14 protein-coding genes are annotated in these 23,802 nt (G+C 59.4%); 12 read left to right on the forward strand and 2 right to left on the reverse strand.

Features of this window, described 5'->3' with window-relative positions:
* The first annotated feature begins 270 nt into the window (after window positions 1-270).
* From nrdD to AC1ATL_RS09590, 6 genes are all read left to right on the forward strand, one after another.
* Window positions 271-2,676, forward strand: a complete 2,406-nt coding sequence (nrdD, locus tag AC1ATL_RS09565) for an anaerobic ribonucleoside-triphosphate reductase (RefSeq protein ID WP_432624444.1) — start codon at window positions 271-273, stop codon at window positions 2,674-2,676.
* 188 nt (window positions 2,677-2,864) lie between these two features.
* Entirely contained in the window at window positions 2,865-3,578 is a 714-nt protein-coding gene (gene nrdG, locus AC1ATL_RS09570) for an anaerobic ribonucleoside-triphosphate reductase activating protein (RefSeq protein ID WP_432624445.1), read from the forward strand.
* Window positions 3,579-3,823: 245 nt separating this feature from the next.
* Window positions 3,824-8,521: an acyl-CoA dehydratase activase-related protein gene (locus AC1ATL_RS09575; protein WP_476570046.1), complete on the forward strand. Its 4,698-nt coding sequence runs from the start codon at window positions 3,824-3,826 to the stop codon at window positions 8,519-8,521.
* Between the two features lie 164 nt (window positions 8,522-8,685).
* A complete protein-coding gene (locus AC1ATL_RS09580; RefSeq protein WP_476570047.1) occupies window positions 8,686-9,957 on the forward strand; it encodes a glutamate-cysteine ligase family protein in 1,272 nt (423 codons plus the stop codon).
* A gap of 28 nt (window positions 9,958-9,985) precedes the next feature.
* Window positions 9,986-10,615, forward strand: coding sequence for a TetR/AcrR family transcriptional regulator (locus tag AC1ATL_RS09585; protein ID WP_432623561.1), 630 nt, complete (start codon window positions 9,986-9,988; stop codon window positions 10,613-10,615).
* Window positions 10,616-10,759: 144 nt separating this feature from the next.
* Window positions 10,760-12,886 carry a beta-galactosidase gene (locus AC1ATL_RS09590; RefSeq protein WP_476570048.1) on the forward strand — a complete coding sequence of 709 codons (2,127 nt, stop codon included), beginning with the start codon at window positions 10,760-10,762 and terminating at the stop codon, window positions 12,884-12,886.
* Window positions 12,887-12,922: 36 nt separating this feature from the next.
* Here AC1ATL_RS09590 and AC1ATL_RS09595 read toward each other — a convergent pair whose 3' ends face one another.
* Complete coding sequence (locus AC1ATL_RS09595; RefSeq protein ID WP_432623557.1) at window positions 12,923-13,549, reverse strand: TetR/AcrR family transcriptional regulator; 627 nt, start codon at window positions 13,547-13,549, stop codon at window positions 12,923-12,925.
* Window positions 13,550-13,930: 381 nt separating this feature from the next.
* On the opposite strand from AC1ATL_RS09595, the gene AC1ATL_RS09600 reads away from it, so the two are divergent.
* Window positions 13,931-15,256, forward strand: a complete 1,326-nt coding sequence (locus AC1ATL_RS09600; RefSeq protein ID WP_432623555.1) for an MFS transporter — start codon at window positions 13,931-13,933, stop codon at window positions 15,254-15,256.
* Window positions 15,257-15,391: 135 nt separating this feature from the next.
* The gene (locus tag AC1ATL_RS09605) at window positions 15,392-16,735 is read left to right on the forward strand and encodes a glycoside hydrolase family 30 protein (protein WP_085346809.1); all 1,344 of its coding nucleotides are present in this window, start codon (window positions 15,392-15,394) and stop codon (window positions 16,733-16,735) included.
* Window positions 16,736-16,949: 214 nt separating this feature from the next.
* Here the strand turns inward: AC1ATL_RS09605 and AC1ATL_RS09610 are convergent, their stop codons facing one another.
* Window positions 16,950-17,684 carry a TetR/AcrR family transcriptional regulator gene (locus AC1ATL_RS09610; protein WP_432623553.1) on the reverse strand — a complete coding sequence of 245 codons (735 nt, stop codon included), beginning with the start codon at window positions 17,682-17,684 and terminating at the stop codon, window positions 16,950-16,952.
* Window positions 17,685-17,910: 226 nt separating this feature from the next.
* On the opposite strand from AC1ATL_RS09610, the gene AC1ATL_RS09615 reads away from it, so the two are divergent.
* The 4 genes from AC1ATL_RS09615 (at window position 17,911) to AC1ATL_RS09630 (ending at window position 23,794) form a co-directional block, all read left to right on the forward strand.
* Window positions 17,911-19,167, forward strand: coding sequence for an MFS transporter (locus AC1ATL_RS09615; protein ID WP_085346805.1), 1,257 nt, complete (start codon window positions 17,911-17,913; stop codon window positions 19,165-19,167).
* Between the two features lie 156 nt (window positions 19,168-19,323).
* Window positions 19,324-20,880: an alpha-N-arabinofuranosidase gene (locus tag AC1ATL_RS09620; RefSeq protein ID WP_432623550.1), complete on the forward strand. Its 1,557-nt coding sequence runs from the start codon at window positions 19,324-19,326 to the stop codon at window positions 20,878-20,880.
* A 277-nt stretch (window positions 20,881-21,157) separates the two neighbouring features.
* On the forward strand, window positions 21,158-22,366 hold the full coding sequence (locus AC1ATL_RS09625) for a glycoside hydrolase family 5 protein (RefSeq protein ID WP_432623548.1): 1,209 nt from the start codon (window positions 21,158-21,160) through the stop codon (window positions 22,364-22,366).
* A gap of 189 nt (window positions 22,367-22,555) precedes the next feature.
* Window positions 22,556-23,794: a glycoside hydrolase family 5 protein gene (locus tag AC1ATL_RS09630; protein ID WP_085346797.1), complete on the forward strand. Its 1,239-nt coding sequence runs from the start codon at window positions 22,556-22,558 to the stop codon at window positions 23,792-23,794.
* Window positions 23,795-23,802: the final 8 nt, after the last annotated feature.

The raw sequence follows: 23,802 nt of genomic DNA on the forward strand, positions 1-23,802 counted from the left end.
TCGAGTGTTGCGGATGCGCCTTGAGTGAAAATAGCCGCTTGGACGGGTGCTGTCAAAGCGACACTCCGTGTCTCATCCGTTAGTTTTGTCACAGAATCTCAAGAACGGCGGAATTACGCCGAAAATGGAATATATAGTTTCTCTGGCGGCGTGGCGATACTATATTTAGTGACGACCTTGGCGTACAGTGTCCATCTGTACAAAGGAAATGGCATGCGGAAGAGGCATGAAACCTGGTCGGATGGGACCGACCCGGAAAGGAAACAATACATGGAAACCCAGACTCTGGATGGCGTCGCAACCGCAACGGCGACTGCGCCGGCAACGGTCAAGGTACTTGTCGAAAAACGTGATGGACGCGTGGTGGATTTCGATCCGATCAACATCATCAGCGCGGTGAAATCCGCCTTCGCCGACCTCGACAAGAAGATCGGTCCGCAGGAGGAGCGGCTGGTCCGAGACCTCGCCAATCAGGTCGAAGCCGAAATCAAGGATCGTTACAACGGTCCGGCGAAGATCGAGGACATCCAGAATCTGGTCGAGCATGGTCTGATCGAGGACCATCTGTACGACGTGGCCCGCACCTACACCAACTACCGTCTGAACAAGGACATCGAACGGGCCAAGGCCACGGACATCAACGAGGCCGTTCGCCGTCTGGTGGACAGGGACGAGGCGTTGGTGCGCGAGAACGCCAACAAGGATTCCAACGTCTACTCCACCCAGCGCGACCTGCTGGCCGGAGCGGTGTCCAAGGCCTCCGCCTTCTCCATGCTGCCGGACGCGGTGTCCAATGCCCACATGAAGGGTGACATCCACTTCCATGACGCCGATTATTCGCCGTTCACCGCGCAGTCGAACTGCTCTCTGCCGAACTATTGGGACATGCTTGCCAACGGCTTCACCCTCGGCAACGCTCCGATGGGCTCGCCGAACAGTATCTCCATCGCGGCCACGCAGATCACGCAGATCATGAAGGACGTGGCTTCCAGCCAGTATGGCGGCCAGACCGCGAACCGCGCCGACGAGAACTTCGTGCCGTACGCCAAGAAGGACTACGACAAGTTCCTCGAGCAGGCCCACGAGATCATGCCCGACGACCTGCCGATCGAAATCGCCGAACGTCAGGTGCGCATGGCCAAGGAGGTCGAGCCGAAGCGTCTGCACTTCGAAAAGGACCGTCCGGCATTGCCGATGGACGAACCGTTTAGCAAGGACGCCAGCCGTCTGCAGCAGCTGCGCGAGATCTGGGCGAAGATCCAGACCCGCAAGGCCATTTACGACGCCATGCAGACCATGGAATACCAGATCAACTCCAACCGCGTGTCCAACGGCCAGACTCCGTTCGTCACCGTCGGCTTCGGCCTCGGCACCGACTGGTTCGCCCGTGAGATCCAGCGCGCCATCTTCCTCAACCGCATCCGTGGCCTCGGTTCCGAACACCACACCGCCATCTTCCCGAAACTCGTGTTCACCATCAAGCATGGCGTGAACGCCGATCCGGGTGATCCGAACTACGACATGAAGCAGCTGGCCCTCGAATGCGCCACCAAGCGCATGTACCCGGACGTCATCTTCTATGAGAACATCGTGAAGATCACCGGCTCCTTCAAGGCTCCGATGGGATGCCGCTCCTTCCTGCAGGGCTGGACCGATCCGAAGACGGGCAAGGATGTCGAGGACGGCCGCATGAACCTTGGCGTGGTCACCGTGAATATCCCGCGCATCGCGTTGGAATCCCATGGGGACAAGGACCGCTTCTGGAAGATCTTCGACGAGCGTATGGCCGTCGCGCACCAGGCGTTGCAGTTCCGCATCATGCGTTGCAAGCAGGCCACGCCGGTCAACGCGCCGACCCTGTTCCGTTTCGGAGCCTTCGGCCGTCTCGGCGCCAACGACAGCGTCGACCAGCTGTTCCGCAACGAGCGCGCCACCGTATCCCTCGGCTACATCGGCCTGTATGAGGCGACCAGCGTGTTCTACGGCAAGGACTGGATGCGCGACCACAGCTGGGATCCGGAAGGCAAGGAGTTCGCCCTGTCCATCGTCAAGCGCATGAACCAGCTGTGCAAGGACTGGAGCGCTGCGGAAGGCTACCATTATTCCGTGTATTCGACCCCGGCCGAATCGCTCACCGACCGCTTCAACCGCATGGATCGCGAGAAATTCGGCAAGGTGGAGGGCGTCACCGACCACGACTTCTACACCAACTCCTTCCATTATCCGGTATGGCTGCAGCCCACGCCGATGGAGAAGCTCGACTATGAGAAGGACTTCCCGTACTACGCTTCCGGCGGCTTCATCAACTACTGCGAATTCCCGTGCCTGCAGGCCAACCCGAAGGCTCTTGAGGCTGTGTGGAACTACGCCTACGGCATCGGCATCGGCTATCTCGGCACGAACACCCCGATCGACCGTTGCTACGAATGCGGATTCGAGGGTGATTTCGAGCCGACCGAGGAAGGCTTCAAGTGCCCGGAATGCGGAAATTCCGATCCCGACCGCTGCAATGTGACCAAGCGCACCTGCGGCTATCTCGGCAATCCGGTGCAGCGTCCGATGGTCCACGGCCGTCATGAGGAGATCGCGCACAGGGTCAAGCACATGAGCGGCGAGACCGGTCATGTCACCCTTGACGACGGCTCCGAACGCGAGTGGTTCGAGGAAGCCAAGTAAACCGGTCGCCGTGCAGTGGCGGAGAAGATAACGAAATAATGACGAAGAGGGCGGAGCCGATCCGCCCTCTTCGCATGTCCGTCGCGGATTTTCCCACGACTGCGACGCGATCGCAGAATTCCCACCGCAGATCGTCGTGGTAGATCGCACATATCGCACATGGACAATAGAAACAACAGGAGCAACGCATGGTAAGCAGCGCCGATTCTTCCGTGGTCCGCAGGGATTTCGCGTCGGGCGAAACCGGACGCGGGCCGTTCATTCCGACGAACCGTTCCAGCAATCCCAAGGCGGGACAATGGACGAACGCCATGAGCCGCAACATGATCGCCGACTACAAGCGGTTCCTCATGACCGACGGCGAAGGCATCCGCTGCTCGCTGTACGTATCCGGCTGTCCGTTCCATTGCGAGGATTGCTACAACACTTCGATATGGGATTTCCGCGCGGGCCACGAATACGACGACCGGCTTGAGGCTCAAATCATGAGCGATCTGAGCCTGCCATACGTGCAGGGCATCACGTTCCTCGGTGGCGAGCCGCTGCTCAACACCGGCGTGCTGCTGCCGCTCGCGCGCAGGATTCGCGAACGTTTCGGCCACACCAAGGACATCTGGTGCTGGACCGGATACACGTGGGAAGAGCTCATGCGAGACGGCGAAACCCCCGACAAGCGCGAGCTGCTCGAACAAATCGACATCCTTGTGGATGGACGGTATATCAAGGACCTGCACGATTCGTTGCTGCAGTTCCGAGGCAGCAGCAACCAGCGCATCATCGATGTGCCCAAGTCGCTGGAGCGCGGCGAGGTCGTGATTTGGGAGAAATTGCACGACCAGACCAGATTCATTCCCGAGATCTACGGCAAGGACCGCTCGGCTGGGGAGGGTGCGGCCTCCTGAGCTTCGCCGATGGACGGCCGGTCTGTGGATGCGGATATGGTCGGTTCGGGACGAAAATTATGCATGCTGACTAAATTCGTTGTCTAATTATGCGCCGTGTCGTGCGAATCATTCATCGCCGGGCGCGATTAGGCGTGGGCACAGACTACGATTACATGCTTGGATAACCGGGGAGAGGGCGTTTCTACCGCTTCCATGCTGGCAGGAACGCGGCCCGGCGGACGAGAACGATAGAGGTACATTACATGGTCGAAGCAGCAGACACTGCGGTCAAAACCTGCGACGTGAAGCCGTTGCGTGTGGGTCTTGATATCGGTTCCACCACAGTGAAGGCCGTGGTGCTCGATCAGACCGACTCCCTTGATGCCGTACTCTTCTCCGATTACCGGCGCCACCACGCCAATGTGCGTGCCACGGTGGCGGGTCTGCTGGAAGACATCCACAAGGAGCTGGAGTCCCTTGGCCGTGGCGACGAACCAATCCGCCTGGCCATCACCGGATCCGGCGGCCTCGCTTTGGCCGACAACCTCCACGTGCCGTTCGTGCAGGAGGTCATCGCGGAAACCCGCGCCATCGACGAGGAATATCCGCAGGCCGACGTGATCATCGAGCTTGGCGGCGAAGACGCCAAGATCACCTACCTGAAGCCTACGCCCGAACAGCGTATGAACGGCTCCTGCGCAGGCGGCACGGGCGCGTTCATCGACCAGATGGCCACCCTGCTCGACACCGATGCGGCGGGCCTCAACGAGATGGCCAAGCATTACGAGACGTTGTATCCGATCGCCTCCCGCTGCGGCGTGTTCGCCAAAACCGATCTCCAGCCGTTGATCAACGACGGCGCGGCCAAGCCCGATCTGGCCGCATCCATCTTCACCGCGGTCGCCACCCAGACCATCGCAGGCCTGGCCTCCGGCCGTCCGATCCACGGCACCGTCATCTTCCTCGGCGGCCCGCTGTTCTTCATGTCCGAGCTGCGCGAGGCGTTCCATCGCGCGCTCGAAGGCAAAGTCGACGAATTCATCGTGCCGACCGACGCCCACCTGTACGTGGCGTTCGGCTCCGCGCTGCTGGCCGGCGAACCGGACCAGCTTGAGGAAGGCCAGCATTTCGAGGCGCGCACCTGCGCCGACATCCTGCAGAGCCTCGAGGACCTGAAGAACCTGCCGGCGAACACCCCGACCATGCCGCCGCTGTTCCCGACCGAAGCGGACCGCGAGGCGTTCAACAAGCGCCACCATCGCGAGCATGTGCACATCGGCATGTTGGAAGGCGCGCAAGGCCCGCACTTCCTCGGCATCGACGCCGGCTCGACCACCATCAAGGCGACGCTCGTCAACGACGACCGCGAAATCGTATGGTCGTCGTACGCCACCAACGAAGGCAGCCCACTGACGGCCGCCGTCAACATCGTCAAGCAGATTCAAAGCCAGCTGCCGGAAGGCGCGTGGATCGCACGCTCCTGCGCCACCGGATACGGCGAGGGACTGATCACCACCGGCCTGCACCTGGACGAGGGCGTGGTGGAGACCATGGCCCATTATCGCGGTGCGGAAATGGTCTCGCCGGGCGTCACCGCCGTCATCGACATCGGCGGCCAGGACATGAAATACTTGGCGATTTCCAACGGCGTGATCGACTCGATCGCCGTCAACGAGGCCTGCTCGTCCGGCTGCGGCTCGTTCCTGCAGACCTTCGCGCAGTCCATGGGACTGACGATCCAAGAGTTCACGCAGGCCGCGCTCAACTCCACGCATCCCGTCGACCTGGGCTCGCGCTGCACCGTGTTCATGAACTCCTCCGTCAAGCAGGCGCAGAAGGAAGGCGCCTCGATGGAGGACATCGCGGCCGGCCTGTGCTACTCCGTGGTGCGCAACGCGCTTTATAAGGTGATCAAGCTGCGCGATTCCGGCGAACTCGGCGACACCGTGGTGGTGCAGGGCGGCACGTTCCTCAACGACGCCGTGCTGCGCGCCTTCGAACTGCTCACCGAACGCGAGGTGACCCGACCGAACATCGCCGGCCTGATGGGCGCATACGGCGCCGCGCTGACCGCGCGCATGCATTACACCGACATCGCCGACGGACTCGACGACGGCGACGCGGACGCCGACGGAGGCAAGACCGTCGACATCGACGGCGTCACGCATACCGCGTCCAGCATCGTGTCCGGCAGCGAGCTCGACAACCTGTCCATGACCACCGAACGCGACGTGTGCAAGCTATGCCAGAACCACTGCAAGCTCACCATCACCACGTTCCAGGATGGCTCCCGCTACGTGACCGGCAACCGCTGCGAACGCGGCGGCGATGCCAAAAAGCAGCGTTCCGACAGGCCCAACCTGTACGACTACAAGTACAAGCGCTGCTTCGCCTACCGCAGGCTCACCGACAAGAAGGCCACCCGCGGCGAAATCGGCATTCCGCGCGTGCTCAACATGTACGAGAACTACCCGTTCTGGTTCACGCTGCTCACCTCGCTCGGCTTCAAGGTGATGATCTCCGGCCGCAGCTCGCACGAACTGTTCGAAACCGGCATTGAATCAATCGCCTCCGAGAACATCTGCTATCCGGCGAAGCTGGTGCACGGCCACATCAAGTGGCTGCTCAACAAAGGCATCAAGACGATCTTCTACCCGTGCGTGAGCTACGAGGAGAACTTCGTTCCCAACACCGACAACCACTACAACTGCCCGGTCGTGGCCAACTATCCGGTGGTGATCGGCGCGAACATGCCCGAACTGCGTGAGGAAGGCGTGCGCTACATGCGCCCGTACTTCAACATGGCCAACCACGAGCTCATGGTGGATCGCATCGTCGAGGAATTCGCCTGGGCCAATGTGACCCGCGAGGAGGCCGAGACCGCGGTCAAGGCCGCCTACGCCGAAAACGAGGTGTTCAAGCACGACGTGCAGATGGAAGGCCTCAGGGCCCTCGCCTACATGAAGGAGCACAACTGCAAGGGCATCGTGTTGGCTGGTCGCCCCTACCACGTCGATCCGGAAATCAACCACGGCATTCCGGAAACCATTTGCTCGCTGGGCATGGTGGTGCTGTCCGAAGACTCCATCTGCGAACTGCAGCCAGGGGAGAAGCTCAACCTGAGCGAATTCCTCGCCGAAGGTGAGGAGGATCCCCGCAAGAAGAACGCGAGCGGTTTCCGCCATGTCGATGACCGTACTGTGACCAAGATGCCGCTGCGCGTCACCAACCAGTGGGCCTACCATGCGCGCCTCTACGCGGCGGCCCATTTCGTGGCCTCCTATCCGGGGCTCGAGCTCGTGCAGCTCAACTCCTTCGGATGCGGCCTCGACGCCATCACCACCGACCAGGTGTCGGAGATCCTGGCGGACAAGGCCGACGTGTACACCATGCTGAAAATCGACGAGGTCTCCAACCTGGGCGCGGCGAAGATCCGCCTGCGCTCGCTCAAGGCCGCCGTCGAGGAGCGTGAACGCAACAAGAAGAACGACGGCTTCCGCAAGACCGGAACCGAGGCACCGACCCCGGGCCGCCAGGTTATGCTCGACACCGTCATGAAAGCCAACCCGAAGCTCACCGAATCCGTCAAGGCCGCCTCCAAGCGCGCCGCCGGCAACGGTTCGTCCGCACACAACACGGCCACCATGTCCAAGTACGCGAACCGCATCCCGTTCGGCAAGGATATGAAGGATTACACCATCGTGGCCCCGCAGATGAGCCCGATTCACTTCTCGCTGGTGGAATCCGTCATCCGCTCCGGCGGCTACAAGTTCGACATCCTCAAGCACGCCAGCCGCGAGGACGTCGAAACCGGCCTGAAATACGTCAACAACGACGCCTGCTATCCGGCCATCATGGTCATCGGCCAGCTCGTGGACGCGATTCTGGAAGGCAAATACGATCCGGACCACACCGCGCTTGCGATCACGCAGACCGGCGGCATGTGCCGCGCCACCAACTACTTCGGCCTGATCCGCAAGGCGCTGGTGGACGCCGGCTATCCGCAGATCCCGGTGATCGCCATCTCCACGCAGGGCATCGAGGACAACCCCGGCTTCACCGCCACGCCGGCGCTGCTGCACCGCGCCATCAAGGCGCTGATCATCGGCGATCTGCTGATGAAGTGCCTGTACCGCGTGCGTCCGTACGAAGTGACACCCGGCAGCGCGAACCAGCTGTACCATACGTGGGACACCATCGTACGTGAGACGCTTGAACACCACGGCCATTCCAAGACCGCGCGCAAGTTCATAGGCAAGGGCTACCTGCCGTATCCGACGCTCGTCAAGGAGATCGTCAAGTCGTTCGACGCGCTGCCGCTGAAGGACGAGCCGCGCAAGGTGCGCGTCGGCGTGGTCGGCGAGATCCTCGTCAAGTACCAGCCGGACGCCAACAACCACGTAGTGGACGTCATCGAATCGCAGGATTGCGAGGCCGTGGTGCCGGGCATCATGGAATTCATGACCACCCGCCCGTACATCTCCGACTGGAACGAGCATTACCTCGGCATGGGCGGTAGCAAGCTCGGCTACGCGCTGATGCGCAAGGGCCTCGACCTGTATAACGCGCCGGTCCACGAGGCGATCAATTTGGCACATGGCAAGTTCTCGCAGGACTTGCCGATGCCGGAACTGGTCAAGAAGGCCGACGAGGTGACGTCCGTAGGCGTGCAGGCCGGCGAAGGGTGGCTGTTGACCGCCGAGATTCTGGAGCTCATCGAATCCGGGTGCCCGAACGTGGTGTGTGCGCAGCCGTTCGCCTGCCTGCCGAACCACGTGACCGGCCGAGGCATGTTCGGCAAGATCCGCCGACTGCATCCGGAAGCCAACATCGTGTCCATCGACTACGATCCGGGCGCTTCGGAAGCCAACCAGCTCAACCGCATCAAGCTGATGATCTCCGCAGCCAAGAAGGCGGCCCGCGCCGCCGAAACGGCACGCAACAGCGAACCGGCGGCCTGATCGGGCCATCGCATCCGTATCGCCGGGCGAACATCCGGCAGCTATCTGGACGTGCGCTCGGCGGTCGTCACACCATCGGACCGACGGGGAATGATGGGTGGTTATCGATTTTCCATATAGCAGCATCTGCGTTGCGGATGCCGTTTTTCGTTAGGATTGCCACCATGACAACGCCAAAGATCACGTATGCGCACCTGCTCACCGAACCAAATCCGAAGCACGTGGAAAGCCTGGTCAGATTCTTCGAATCCGGCTGCCAGGAACGCGGCACCGGCGGCTTCGGCGTGGAGATCGAACATCTGCCGGTGCACAACAGTGACGACACCGCCGTGACCTATTACGAGGAGCATGGCATCGAGGCGCTGCTCAACCGCATCCGCCCTTACTACGACGAGCGCAAGGAATACTGGGAGAACGGACGATTGGTGGGCCTTGCCAGGGAAGGCATCTCCATATCCCTCGAGCCGGGCGGCCAGTTGGAGACCTCCATCGGCGTGCTGCGCACCCCCGAGGAACTCAACGCCCTGTATGGCGCGTTCCGCCGCGAGGCCGATCCGATTCTCGACGAACTCGGCATCCGACTCGTCAATTACGGCTATCAGCCGAAGTCCGGTTACGCGGACATTCCGGTCAACCCGAAGGACCGTTACAAGGCAATGACCGCCTATCTGGGCCGTGTGGGCCAGTTCGGCCCGTGCATGATGCGCTGCTCCGCTTCGACGCAGGTGAGTATCGACTACACCGACGAGCGGGACGCGATCACCAAGCTGCGGCTCGGCACGATCATCGGCCCGATTCTGGCATGGTTCTTCCGCAACACCCCGTATTTCGAAGGCCGTGAGAACCCGTATCCGCTGCTGCGCCAGCGCATGTGGGATTATCTGGACTTCCAGCGCACGAACGTCATCCCCGGCCTGTTCGACCCGCGCTTCGGCTGGGAGGACTACGCGGTGGACGTGCTGTCCACGCCGATGATGTTCGCCGACCTGACCCACACTCCGGAGGCGCTGGCGGTGCCCGGCACCGACCTGCACCATCCGGCGTTCTACGAAAACGCGAACGACGTGTATCCGGACCGCGAGCTCAACGCGTACGAGATCAACCACGTGATCTCCACGCATTTCAACGATGTGCGGCTGAAGAACTTCATCGAACTGCGCCACTGGGATTCGCTGCCGGTCGCCCGGGCGGAACGCCTCACTGAGATCATCGGCTCGCTGTTCTACGATCCGACGAACCTCGAACGCCTGGAAAGCTATTTCGACGGCATCCGCGAGGAGGATGTGTTCGAAGCCAAGGCGAATCTGCAGGCGCGTGGACGCCAAGCCTCCCCATACGGCAATTCGCTGGAATTCTGGCAGGAGTTCCTGGGACTCGAAGGCGTGCTCGCCGACGAACCGGGCGATCCGAAGCATCCGGACGTCTTCCAGGCATAGGACCGCGGCCGTTGATACGCTGTTGCGTATGAGTAACGAGGGGAAGAAACGCATCCGCAAATCGCCGCAGGAACGCAAAGCCGAAATCATCGCGGCGGCAGGCAGGCTCATCGGCGAGAAGGGGTACTACGGCACATCGCTCAAGGACATCGCCGACGCCATCGGTATGAGCCAGCCCGGCCTGCTGCACTACATCGGCAACAAGGAGCGGCTGCTGTCGCTGCTGGTCACCGATAACTACGACCAGCAGGGCACGCCCGCCGACTTCGCCAAGTCGGGATTGCCCGGCAGTGATCCGGACGGTATGCTGTTCCCCGCCTATCTGCGCTTCCTGGTCCGGTACAACGCGCAACGCCGCAGCCTGCTGCAGCTGTACATGGTGCTGGAAACCGAATCGTTCAGCGCCGACCATCCGCTGCACGAGTATTTCGAGAACCGGCCGGATCTAACGTGGGAGCATTATTCGCAGTTCGCATGGAAGTTGCCGCCGCAGATCGGGGGATGGGGCAATATGCGGCCGATCGTACGGCAATGCATCGAAGCGATGGACGGCGTCCAGCTGCGGTGGACGCGCAAGCCGCCGATCGACCTGTATGACGAATGGCTCGTCTTCGAGCGGATGATCTTCCCCTCGCCGGTGTGGGACGGATACCGGTAAGCCTTCCGCTGATACGTATCTAATGGTTGTTAGTTAAGAAACGCCTGAAAATCTGCGGCACTTGACGATTTTTTCCGGAAGATATATAGTTCTCATATCTAATAACTGTTAGATATAAAAGTCAACGAGGACGATGGAGGACTCATGAGCCGTTACGAGGCAGACCACATTCTGTTCGGCGCCGCATACTACGACGAATATCTCATGATGAAGGGCATTGACCGCATCGATGAGGACATGGCGATGATGAAGGCTGCGGGACTGAACGTCATCCGCATCGCCGAATCCACATGGAGCACCTGCGAACCGCAGCCGGGCGTGTTCGACTTCACCTACGTGGACCGCGCGCTCGACGCCGCGCAGCGTGCCGGCATCGACGTCATCGTCGGCACGCCGACCTACGCGGTGCCCAGCTGGCTCGTCAAGCTCGATCCGAACGTGCTTGCGGTCACGCCGAACGGACAGGGCAAGTACGGCGCGCGTCAGATCATGGACATCGTCAACGCCACCTACCGCTTCTACGGCGAACGTGTGATCCGCAAGCTCATCTCCCACGTCGCCGACCATCCGGCCGTCATCGGCTACCAGGTGGACAACGAGACGAAATACTACGATTCCGTCTCCGAGGACATGCAGCGCCTGTTCGTCAAGTATCTGCGCGAGAAGTTCCACGGCGATCTGGACGAACTCAACCACCACTTCGGCCTCGACTACTGGTCCAACCGCATCGACTCCTGGGAAGACTTCCCGGACGTGACCGCCACCATCAACGAATCCCTGGGCGGCGAATTCGACAAGTTCCGTCGCGACCAGGTGCGCGCCTTCCTGCAGTGGCAGGCCGACATCGTGCGCGAATACGCGCATGACGACCAGTTCATCACCCACAACTTCGATTTCGAATGGCGCGGATACTCCTACGGCGTGCAGCCGGCCGTCGACCACTTCAAGGCCTCGACCGCCGTGGACATCACCGGCGTGGACATCTACCACCCGACCGAGGACGACCTGACCGGCAAGGAGATCGCCTTCGGCGGCGATATGACCCGCTCCACCAAGGACGGCAGGAACTACCTGGTGCTCGAAACGGAGGCCCAAGGCCAGCACGGCTGGGTGCCGTTCCCGGGCCAGCTGCGCCTGCAGGCCTACTCCCACCTCGCCTCCGGCGCCGACATGGTGGAATACTGGCACTGGCACTCCATCCACAATTCCTTTGAAACATATTGGAAGGGCCTGCTGAGCCACGATCTCGAACCGAATCCCACCTACCGTGAGGCGGGCGTGTTCGGCCGCGAGATCGCCAAACCGGAAGTGGGGGAGCGGCTCGTCCACCTGAAGAAGCACAACAAGGTGGCCATCATGGTCAGCAACGAATCGCTGACCGCGCTCGACTGGTTCCTCATCGAAGCCGGCTTCCCGTTCGGCGGCACCCTCAAGTACAACGACGTGGTGCGCAACATCTACGACGCGCTGTTCGAACTCAACGTGGAATGCGATTTCATCCCGTCCGACGCGCCGGCCGAACGCCTGGCCAAATACGAGATGATCGTGACCCCGGCACTGTACTGCACTCCGCAGGAAACAACCGACCGTCTGCGCGAATTCGTCTCCAACGGTGGCCACCTCGTCTCCACCATGCGCTCCTTCGTGACCGACGACGAGGTGACCGTATGGCACGACCGCGCGCCGCACAACCTCACCGACGTGTTCGGCATGAGCTACAACCAGTTCACCCGCCCGAACGGCCACGTATCCGTGGAATTCGCCGGAACGCTCGCCGAAACCCCGGCAAGCGACGCACAGGCGCTCATCGAACTGGTCACCCCGTTCGACGGCACCGACGTGCTCGCCAGCTACGGCCACTACGCGTGGAAGGATTACGCCGCGGTGACCCGACACGGCTTCGGCAAGGGCGACGCCGAATGGATCGCCACCCTGCTCGACGCCGACACCATCCGCGCCGTCCTGCGCGAAGCCGTGGAACACGCGGGCATCGCCGATGCCGGCACCGCGCTCGCCGGACAGGTGACGGTGCGTCGCGGAACGAACACCCGAGGCGAGCAGGTGACGTATCTGCTCAACTACTCCGCAAACGAGGTCACCATCGACAGCCCGGTGGCGGGCGATGTGGTGGTCGCTCCGGTGGCGGTGGGCACCGACGGCACCGTCGATGAATCCGCCACCGCGGCGATCGCCCTGAAGGAGGGCTCGAAGGTCGAGGTGGGCGACAAGCTGACGATCGGCCGCTGGAATGTGGTCGTCATCGCCGGCTGAGCCGCAAAGCGGTGGCGGCGCGCCGGCCCGACCGGGTCAGGGGATGAGCAGGTCGATGATGGCCTTCCATTCCCCGACGAAGTCGACGTCATGCGATCCGTTGAGCCAGCGCAGCTGCAGACCCTCCATCGCGGACAGGACCTGCAGCGCGGTGCGCTCCGAATCGGCGACGCCGTCGCGCTTGGCCGCGAACGCGTATTCCTTCAGCAGATTGATCTCGCGCTGCTCGAAATACTCGTGCACGGGATGGTCCTTGCTCAGCGCCTCGCTTTCCAGCAGGGTGTAGAGCCGGACCATCTCCGGACGGTCGGCGTTGGTCTCCACGGTTCCCGTGGAAATGGCCTTCAGCCCCAGATCGCAGTGGTATGCGATGCCGTCGTCAAGGACTTCGCCGGTCACGCCCTGCACGCCAAGATGCTCGGCGATGGCGATCTGATTGGTCCGATCGGCGTATTTTAGGGTTTCCTCAAGCAGTTGTTCTTTGGATTTGAAGTAGTAAAGGAGGCCGGCTTCGGTGATGTTCTGAGCCTGGGCCACATCGCGTATGGTGAAGCCCCAGAAACCGAACTGGGAGATGAATGAGACCGTGGTCTCGAGGATCGCTTTTCTGCGATTCTCGGCGCTCATTCGCTTTCTGGGTTTGTTTTCGGTGCGGCGACGCATATGCTCTCCTTCATCTGGTGCTTACTAAGGTACAAGAAGGGGGAGAAGAAGACGATGGAAACCCTTGGAACACGCCGGATTATCGCAGACAAACGATTTGTAATATGCTTTAACTAAGCAGTTACTAGGTAATAAAAAACCAGTGATTGCGGAACCGAACGAAACAGTGTCTGGCTGGTTTTGCAAACGCTTCGAGACGGCGATGACATGACGTCGACTTGCGTCTTTGCGAAAGATGGTTTACACTGGCAAACACGTTAGTTACCATATGGTAGTTAACAGATGGGGCGAAGCCGCCCCACCACCACATACACCGCTAAGGTGCGGAATCGCACACAACATAAGTTCACTATTGAAGCATGATTCGAAGGAGAGAGTTTCATGAGTGAAGCAATCGCAAGCAAAGCAGAGCGGCTGGCCGCGTACAACGCCAACATCGCGGCCGCGGAAAAGGATCCGACGCTGTCCCCGGAAACCGGCAAGCCACTGTCCAAGATGAACGCCGCGCGCTTCGGCGCAGGCTTCCTGGTGTTCGGCGTGCTGTGGATGTCCGGTCTGGGCATCGTCTCCGCAGTGCTGCTGCCCATGCACTACAAGACCATCCCGGGCGTCAACGCCGATGCATTGGTTGGCATCGTCAACGCGTTCACCGCGGTCGCATCCCTGGTCGCCAACCTGATGTTCGGCAACTTCTCCGACCGCTCCCGTTCCCGCTTCGGTCGTCGTACTCCGTGGATTCTCTTCGGAGCCGTGCTCGGTGGCGTCACCCTGTTCCTGACCGGCACCACGCATAACGCCGTGCTGCTGACCATCTTCTACTGCGCCTGCATGTTCGGTCTGAACTGCATGATCGCACCGATGGTCGCCATCCTGTCCGACCGCGTGCCCTCCAAGATCCGCGGCACCATGTCCGCCTTCTACGGCGCCGGCTCCACCATCGGCGCTCCGATCGGCACCATGCTCGGCGCACTGTTCATCGAAAACCTGATTCCGGGCTTCGCCGTCGCCGGCGTGCTCATGTTCCTTGGTGGCGTGGTCGCCGTGATCATCATCCCGAAGGAGCAGTCCGCAGACTTCCTGCCGAAGGACGAAGGCTCCGCCAAGGACATCCTCTCCTCCTTCCGCCCGCCGAAGTTCTCCACCGCGCATGACTTCTACAAGGCGTTCGCCGGCCGCTTCTGCATGCTCATGGCCTACCAGATGATCAACGTCTACCAGCTGTACATCATCCAGAACTACATCGGCCAGTCCGTCAAGGAATCCGCCGTCACCGTGTCCGTCGTGTCCATGATCATGATGGTCATGTCCCTGGTTGGCTCCTTCATCTCCGGCCCGGTCTCCGACCTCATCGGCCGCCGCAAGGTCCCGGTCGTCGTGGCCTCCGTGCTCTTCGCCGTCGGCATCGCCATGCCGTGGATCTTCAAGTCCACCATGGGCATGTACCTGTTCGCCGGCATCGCGGGCCTCGGCTACGCCGTCTACTCCGCCGTCGACCAGGCGCTGCTCGTGGACGTGCTGCCGAACAAGGAAGAGGCCGGCAAGGATCTAGGCATCCTGAACATGGCCACCACCCTCGGCCAGATGTGCGGCCCGGTCGTCATGTCCGCCATCGTGGTCAACCTCGGCTACAACTTCGCGTTCCCGACATCCATCGCGCTGGCCATCATCGGCTGCTTCTTCATCATGGCCATCAAGAAGGTCAAGTAAGACAGCTGCTGCAAACCGGGGGAGACGGCCGTACCGTAGACCGTCTCCCCTCCGCGGGGCCGAATCGCCCCGCCTCCCATCCATACCAACCATCAACGCATATTCGAATTATCAACGACGATACCAAGGAGCATCATGACCACCTGGATTGCAACGACGCAAGACGACAAGCTTGCCGACCGAACCTCCGACATCGAATCCACCAACGCCACCACCGCGGCCGACCTGCAGCTCGACGGCAACGAATACCAAGCCCTGCGCGGCTTCGGCGGCTGCTTCAACGAACTCGGCTGGCTGCCGCTGCAGAACGTCAGCGAAGCCGAACGCGACCAGATCATCAAGGAGCTGTTCAGCCCCGACGAGATGAACTTCACCTTCAACCGCGCCCCCGTCGGCGCCAACGACTTCGCCGATCACTGGTACAGCTACGACGAGGTCGACGGCGACTACGAGATGGAGCATTTCTCCGTCGAACACGACGAGCAGACCTTGATTCCATACATCCACCGCGCGCAGGAATGGCAGCCGAACATGCAGCTGTTCTCCAGCCCATGGAGTCCGCCGACGTGGATGAAGCGTCCGAAGGCCTACAACTACGGCCGTCTCGTGCAGACCCCGGAGAACCTCAGAGCCTACGCCAAGTACTTCGTCAAGTACATCCAGGCCTACGCCGAGCACGGCATCACTGTGAACCAGCTGCACGTGCAGAACGAGGTGTTCGCCGACCAGAAGTTCCCGAGCGCCCTGTGGGATTCCGAAGCGCTCAAGGTGTTCATCCGCGATTATCTTGGACCTGCTTTTGACGAAGCTGGTCTTGACACCGATATTTGGCTGGGTACGCTGAATGGTCCGGAAGATATGGCGTGGACCGGCGGCTACGGCATGAAGCTGAATAATTATAACCGTTTTGTCGACAATATTCTGTTCGACGATGGCGCTCGCAAGTACATCAAGGGCATCGCTTACCAGTGGGCCGGCCAGAACTGTATTGCGCGTACGCATGAATCCTGGCCTGAAATCGAGCTGATTCAGTCTGAATCCGAATGCGGTATGGGCGATAATACGTGGGAATATGCGGAGTATATTTTCCACTTGATCAACCATTATTTGCGTAATGGCGCGACTGCTTACACTTATTGGAATATGATTCTTGACGATCAGGATTCTACGTGGGGGTGGTGGCAGAATTCACTGTTCACCATTACTGCGGATACGCATGAGGTTCGCCGTAATCCGGAATATTATGTGATGCGTCATTTCTCGCATTTCGTTAAGCCGGGTGCGCATGTGCTTGGCACTACGGGTCATTTCAATTCGATGGCTATTGCGTTCCGTAATCCGGATGGCACCATTGTGGTGGTGGCCCAGAACGCTCTCGAAGAGGAGCGTCCGTTTGAATTTGCCGATCCTTGCAATGCCGATCGCGGCTTCAAGGCAACGCTTGCCCCTCGATCGTTCAACACCTTCGTGCTGGACTGACGGGAGCTGCCTGGCTGATGCGAATGTGTGCGTAACGCGTCGGCTTGGTTGTGGCAACGGTTTGTTGAATGCCGGGTGGCAGGTTTCCTTCTCTTCCTGTCATCTTCGCAAGCCGGTGTTGTGTTGCGGGGCGTTTGCCTATGGTGATCGGTTACCGGTCGCCGCGGGCAAACGCCTTTTGCTTTTGCGGTGTCTTTGCTTGTTTGCGCTCTGTTCAGCGGTAGCCGTCCCATGTGGGGGAGGGGAATAGGATGTGTTCTGCACGTTCCCATAGTTGCATCATGGATTCGTTGGGATTGGTTAACGACTGGATTTGCACGCCGTCCATGGCAAAGAACGCGGTGACGATGAGGTCATGCAGGCGTTCTGGATCGCGGTATTCTTCCGGTAGTTCCCAGTCCACGCTGGTCATGTCGGTCAAAATCGAATTGTGTCTGTTCTGGTAGAACTCGTGGGCTGGGTGTTCTGGATCGGACGCTTCGATGGCGAGGCGCATGAACAGTGCGACAAGTTCGGGACGTTTGGCGTTGAAGCGCACGGTTTCATGCAATGTGCTGGGCAGATGTCGGCGTTCTTTGGTTGCTGAATCCGTTTGGTTGCAGTGGCTGATGGCTGCGCCCAATGCTGTGTGGGCATTGCCTTCTTCTTCGGAGTCGTAGAACGTTTCGATGACCAATGAGAGTAATTCTTCTCGGTTTTTGACGTAATGGTTGAGTCCGGGCAGGGTCATGCCAACTGCATCGGCTAATGCTTGCATGGGGAAGCCGTATGACCCGTATTGCGTGATTAGGGTTACCGCTTCTTGTACGATTTGCTTGCGTCGCTGCGCTGGGGAGAGTCGTTTTCTTTGGTTGATTGGACGGCTCTTGATGCTGTTTGCTGATGTGTTTTCCTGTGGTTCCATACTGATTTGAAGAATACTATTGCCGCTGCCCACATGCGTTTTCATGTGGTTTCGATATTGCGGTTATGCGGTTGATTGCTGTGCTTGAAAGTAGGTCGTTGTTCAACACGCCGATTTGTTATCTTATATCTTTAAGATATAAGATAACTGACGAAGCCGATGAGAGTTGACTTCAACACAACGCCTCTTTTGCCTGTTGTTTGCATGATCATTGAAGATTCGGCAAAAACGTAGAGGGCTGACTTTGAAAAAGAAAGACAAGGAGACAAGCATGACTGACGCACGGCCTACGGAACATGCCAACGCGCTTTCCAAAATCGACAAAACGCGTTTCTGCGTAGCGTTCTTCGTGTTCTCATTCGCATGGATGCTGGCGTTGCAGATCGTTGCTGCAGTGCTGCTGCCGCAGCGTTTGGCTGATATCGCGCCCGACAGCAAAGACGCCATTTTCGGTGTGCTGAATTCGGCCACGGCATTGGCCTCGCTGATTTCCAACCTCGTGGTTGGCAACATGTCTGACCGTACGCGCTCGATCTTCGGACGTCGTACGCCATGGATCGCATCGGGCGGCATTATTGCGGGCATTTCGCTGTTCCTCATCGGCATTCTGCCGGACGGTGTGAGCATTGGCATCAGCTACTGCATTTCCATGGTCGGTCTGAACATGATGATCGCACCGGTCATCGCATCTCTGTCTGACCGTATTCCTGAAGATATGCGCGGCACCATGTCCGCATTTATCTCTGCAGGTACGTTGTTCGGTTCTGCTCTTGGTCAGATTGTTGGTGCGCAGTTCATCACCCTGCAGCTCCCGGGCTTCATCGTGTCCGGTGTGGCTATGGGTCTTTCCGGTGTGCTTGCCGTGGTCTTCTGGCCGAAGGAAAAGTCCAGCAAGGATATGCCTAAGGAAAAGGTTGATTTCAAGGGTATTATCATGAGCTTCCGTCCGCCGACCAAAGGCGCTCGCGACTTCTGGCTGGCATTTATCGGCCGTTCCCTGCTGCTGTTCAGCTACTACATGATTCTCAACTACCAGCTGTATATTCTGCAGGACTACATTGGTCAAAGTGTTGAAGATTCCGCGGCAACCATTTCCACCATGAGCTTGGTGCTGATGGTTGTCTCCCTGATTTCCGCGCTTTCCGCAGGTCCGATTTCCGACAAAATCGGTCGCCGTAAGATTCCGGTTGTGGCCGCAAGCGTGCTGCTCGCCATCGGTTATGCTCTGCCATGGCTCATGCACAACGCGTTGGGCATGATTCTCTTCTCCGCCATCGGTGGCTTCGGCTACGGCATGTACGGTTCTGTCGATCAGGCGCTCAATGTTGACGTTCTGCCGAATGAAGAAGAGGCCGGGAAGGATCTGGGCATTTTGAACATTGCCACTACTCTCGGTCAGATGGTCGGCCCGATTGTCACCTCCGCCATTGTGGTAGCTACCGGCTCGTACGGACTGGTGTTCCCGACGGCAATCATTATGGTGGTGCTCGCCTGTATCTTCATTCTGATGATTAAAAAGGTGAAGTAGCATCGGCGCTTTTCGAAATAACTTGGCCGGAGATTCTTTCATTATCTCTCCTGGAATCTTCGGCCATTTCGCATATATTGTGCGGCACAATAACTACAAGAACCATACGAATTACGAACGTTGCAGATGTGAGCACTACGGCAAAAGGAGCAAACCATGGTTGTCTGCATTGACCCGAACAGTACGATTGGTCGTATCGATCCGAAACTGCATGGCCAATTCATTGAATTCCTTGGCGAATGCATTGATGAAGGTCTATGGGTGGGAGAGGATTCCCCGATCGAAAACGAGCGTGGCTACCGCAAGGCCACATTGGATGCTTTGCGTGCATTGCAGCCGCCGGTTATTCGCTGGCCGGGCGGATGCTATGCGGATACCTACCATTGGCGTGACGGTGTGGGCCCGCGAAGCGAACGTAAAACCACTTTCAACGAGAATTTCGCCACCTATGAGCTGGACGATCACAGCTTCGGCACCGACGAATTCCTGCGTTTGTGTGAAATGCTCGGCGCTGAACCGTGGATCAATATCAACATGCTTTCCGGCACGGTCGCCGAAATGAAGGATTGGATGGAGTACTGCAATCGTGCGCAGCCCACTGATCTTGCCAAGGAACGTGAGGCTAACGGCCATAAGGCACCTTACGGGGTGAAATATTGGGGGATCGGCAACGAAGTGTGGGCTGGTGGCGGTACCATGACTCCGCGGACCTACCTCAATGAATACCGCAGGTTCGCATCCGCCATGCCGAGCTTCACCACCGATGTGTTCGCGCCGACCCCAATGTATGCTATTGCGAGCGGTCCCGACGGCAACAAGCCGCGCGAACGCGTGCAGTGGACCCAGGATTTCTTCCGCGGTCTTGCCGAATATCGTCAGCCGAATATCAACGGCTATGATCTGCATTTCTACAATTGGAACGTGGACAACGATGCCGACACTCCCACCCGGTTCGATGAAGACGGCTGGAATGCGGTGATTGAGGGATGCCTCGAACTTGAAGATATTCTGCGTGATCAGTGGCGTTTGATGAATGACGGCCTGGCGCTTATTCATGAGCCGGAGGTGGCTATGGATTCCAAGCTCGCGCATGTCGATCTAATCATCGGTGAATGGGGCAATTGGCACAAGACCGCATTCTTCGCACGCCCTGCGCTCAAGCAACAGGTGACCATGCGCGACGCCATCACCACCGCGCTTACGTTGGATCTGCTGCAGCGTAATTGCGACAAGGTGACCATGGCGTGTAACGCGCAGACCATCAATGTGCTTAACTCACTGATCTTGACTGAAGGCGATCGGACCATCCTTACGCCTAACTACGATGTGTTCATGATGTATAAGATGCATCGTGGCATGACCGCACTTGACGTGGCGCGTAACGATTCCGAGGATTCTGCCGTGTATACGTTTGCGTCACGTAATGAGGATGGCACGCAGCTGCTGATTAATCTCACCAATGCGCATATGAACGATGGTGCCGAAGTGCGGCTGCATTTGCCGTGCGGCGCTCAGGTTGATTCGATGGAAACGCTTGCTTCCGAAGACCCGCATGATTGCAACACGGTGGAGCATCCGGATCTGGTGCGCACTCATGCCGTGGACGTGGATAGTGCCGTGAGCGTGCACGAATCCGCCGGCGGCGCCGAGCTGACGGTAACGTTGCCCGCTGCCTCGGTGAGTGCCTTGCACGTAACGATTCGCCAGCGATAAGCAGTAATCGTCTCTCCGGCTGCAGGTTGCCTCTTTCTTCCCGCAAGAAAGAGGCTTTTTCCTTATGATTAATCGCATGATTCTGCGAAATTGCTGCACGATTTTGATTGTCGGCCCCACGATTTTCGCAAAGGGTACTTTATGCGAAATCGTGCGACAGCGGTTCGGAGAGATGTCCGAGACGGGTTGCGGGGAGAAGAAAAATGATGTACTATCATCTAACTTAGTGATTACTAAGTAATAGAAAATATGATTGAAAACGTACAAAGGAGTGCATATGAACCTCGACTACATCAAAGGTGTGAACCTCGGCAACTGGCTGGTGCTGGAAAAGTGGATGAACCCGGCATTATTCGATGGAACCACTGCCGATGACGAATACTATCTGCCGACGCAACTCGATCCGGCCGTCTACGAGGCCCGCATCAGGACCCACCGCGCCGAATACATCAACGAGCGCGACTTCGCCACCATCAAATCGTGGGGACTGAACTCCGTGCGCATCCCCGTGCCGTACTTCATCTTCGGCGACCGCGCGCCGTTCATCGGCTGCATCGACGAACTCGACAAGGCCTTCAACTGGGCCGAGAAATACGGCCTGACCATCCTCATCGACCTGCACACCGCGCCGATGAGCCAGAACGGCTTCGACAACGGCGGCATCTCCGGCGTGTGCAAGTGGGCGCAGCTGCCCGACGAAGTCGAATTCGTGCTGTCCGTGCTCGAACGCCTCGCCAGGCGGTACGGCCATCGTCGGGCGCTGATGGGCATCGAAATCATCAACGAGCCGAACACCACCACCTGCTGGCCGATGGCGAACGTGACCGAACGCTACAAGGCGGTCGATCCGGAACTCGCCGAAGGCACCGGCCCGATCGCATTCGACTGGCTCAAGAACTTCTACATCACCGCCTACCACCGTCTACGCGACGCCGACAAGGGCGCGCTGCCGACCGACAAAGTCGTGGTGTTCCACGACGGTTTCGACATCGAACAGTGGAAAGACTTCATGCGCGGCCCCGACGGCAAGCTCGCGCCCGAGTTTAAGAACGTGGTCCTTGATACCCACCAATACCTCATGACCGCCGAAACGATGGGTTGCCCGCAGACAGCGGAGGGCTACGACGACTTCGTGAGGAATACCTACGCGCCGATGATCGCCGAGATGAGCGAATACTTCCCGGTGATTGTGGGGGAGTGGTGCCTGTTCAACTCCGTCGGCTGCGGTGTGGACACCCACGGCGGCCAAAGCGTGCTCAACGGCGAGGAAGGGGCTCAGGTCGAAACCCTGACCGCCGAACAGAAGCGCTCGCTGTACCAGGGCGTAGCCGAATCCCAGCTCGCCGCATGGAGCAAGGGCAGCGGCTTCTACTACTGGAACTACAAGCTGCTCACTGACACTGTCAACACTCCCGGCTGGATCGGCTGGGACGCATGGGACCTTGGACGCTGCATCGCCCAGGACTGGTTCCCCCTCCAGAAGTAGCCCGTCTCTCGTCACGGCGACATGTCGCGCCGTGACCATGGGCCCTCGCGGGGCACATACAATGGACTAAGGAACGTTGCGAATGACGCGCGGTTCCTTGGCCCATTGGGCTGAATGGGTTTTGCCATGGGTTGTGATGGGCGGAAACGAAAAGTCGGGCAACCCCCGAATGTAAGGGCGGTGAGACGCATGGTGCTGGGCATCGACGAGCGAATCAACGGCGTGAACCTCGGCAACTGGCTGGTGCTGGAGAAATGGATGGATCCGGAACCGTTCGTCCGCACTGACGAAGACGACGAAATCTGGATGCACCGCACGCACGGCGCCCTCTGGTCCGAGCGGAATCTCGCCGAGGAACTGCGCCGGCACCGCGACGCCTACATCACCCTGGAGGATTTCCGCATCATCGCCGACCATGGGCTCAATCTCGTGCGCATTCCCATACCATATTTCATCTTCGGCGACTGGCCCGGACATCCGGGCTGCATCGCATACCTCGACCGCGCGTTCCGTTGGGCGCGGGAGACGGGACTGAAGATCATGATCGACCTGCATACCGTGCCCGGCTCACAGAATGGTTTCGACAACGGCGGTCTGACGGGCGTGTGCAAATGGGCGCAGAATCCGGACTTGGTGGAATACGCGCTGAATGTGCTGGAACGATTGGCCCGCCGATATCGTGACGAGCCGACCCTACACAGCATCGAAGTGCTCAACGAACCGGTGAGCTGGTCGGTGTTCCATGGCACGTCGAATACGGCGAAGGACGTCCGCGAGGCCTCCGGCAGCACGCATGTCCCACTACGCTTTCTGAAGCGCTTCTACCGCGACGCCTACACCCGGCTGCGCGCCATACTGCGCCCGGAAACCATAATCGTATTCCATGACGGCTTCCGACTGCTCCGCTGGGGCGACTGGTTCCGTCGCGCCGGCATGCGCAACGTCATGCTCGACACCCACCAATATCTCATCGCCATGGAGGAGCCGTTGTTCGCGGGACCGGCACGCCGACTGTACCTGCAATCGCGGCACCTGCCATGGCTGTACCGAATGCTGGTGGGTGCGCGCGAAATCGCCATCCGTTCGGCGGCCCGCCATATCCCTGTACTTGTGGGCGAGTGGTGCGTGGAGAACCGGTGGGCCCTGCACGGCCGGAACCGAGCGGACGCATACCGTCAAGTATCGCGATTGCAACGCGCGGCATGGGATGCGTCGGCGGGGCAGGTCTATTGGAGCTACCAGCTTGCGCGTTCCGCGAAACCAGGCAGCGGCGAAGGAAAACCGCCACGTGACCCGCGCAACGGCGGCAATCTCGAAGCATGGGATCTGACCCGCGTATGGCGTCACGGATGGATTCAAGCGGATGCGCCCCACGATGACGTGGCATCGGCGCCGTCAATCAACGACAATCGACGCAAAGGGCATTAGACTCGGAG

Source organism: Bifidobacterium sp. LH_743 (genome assembly GCF_056355775.1).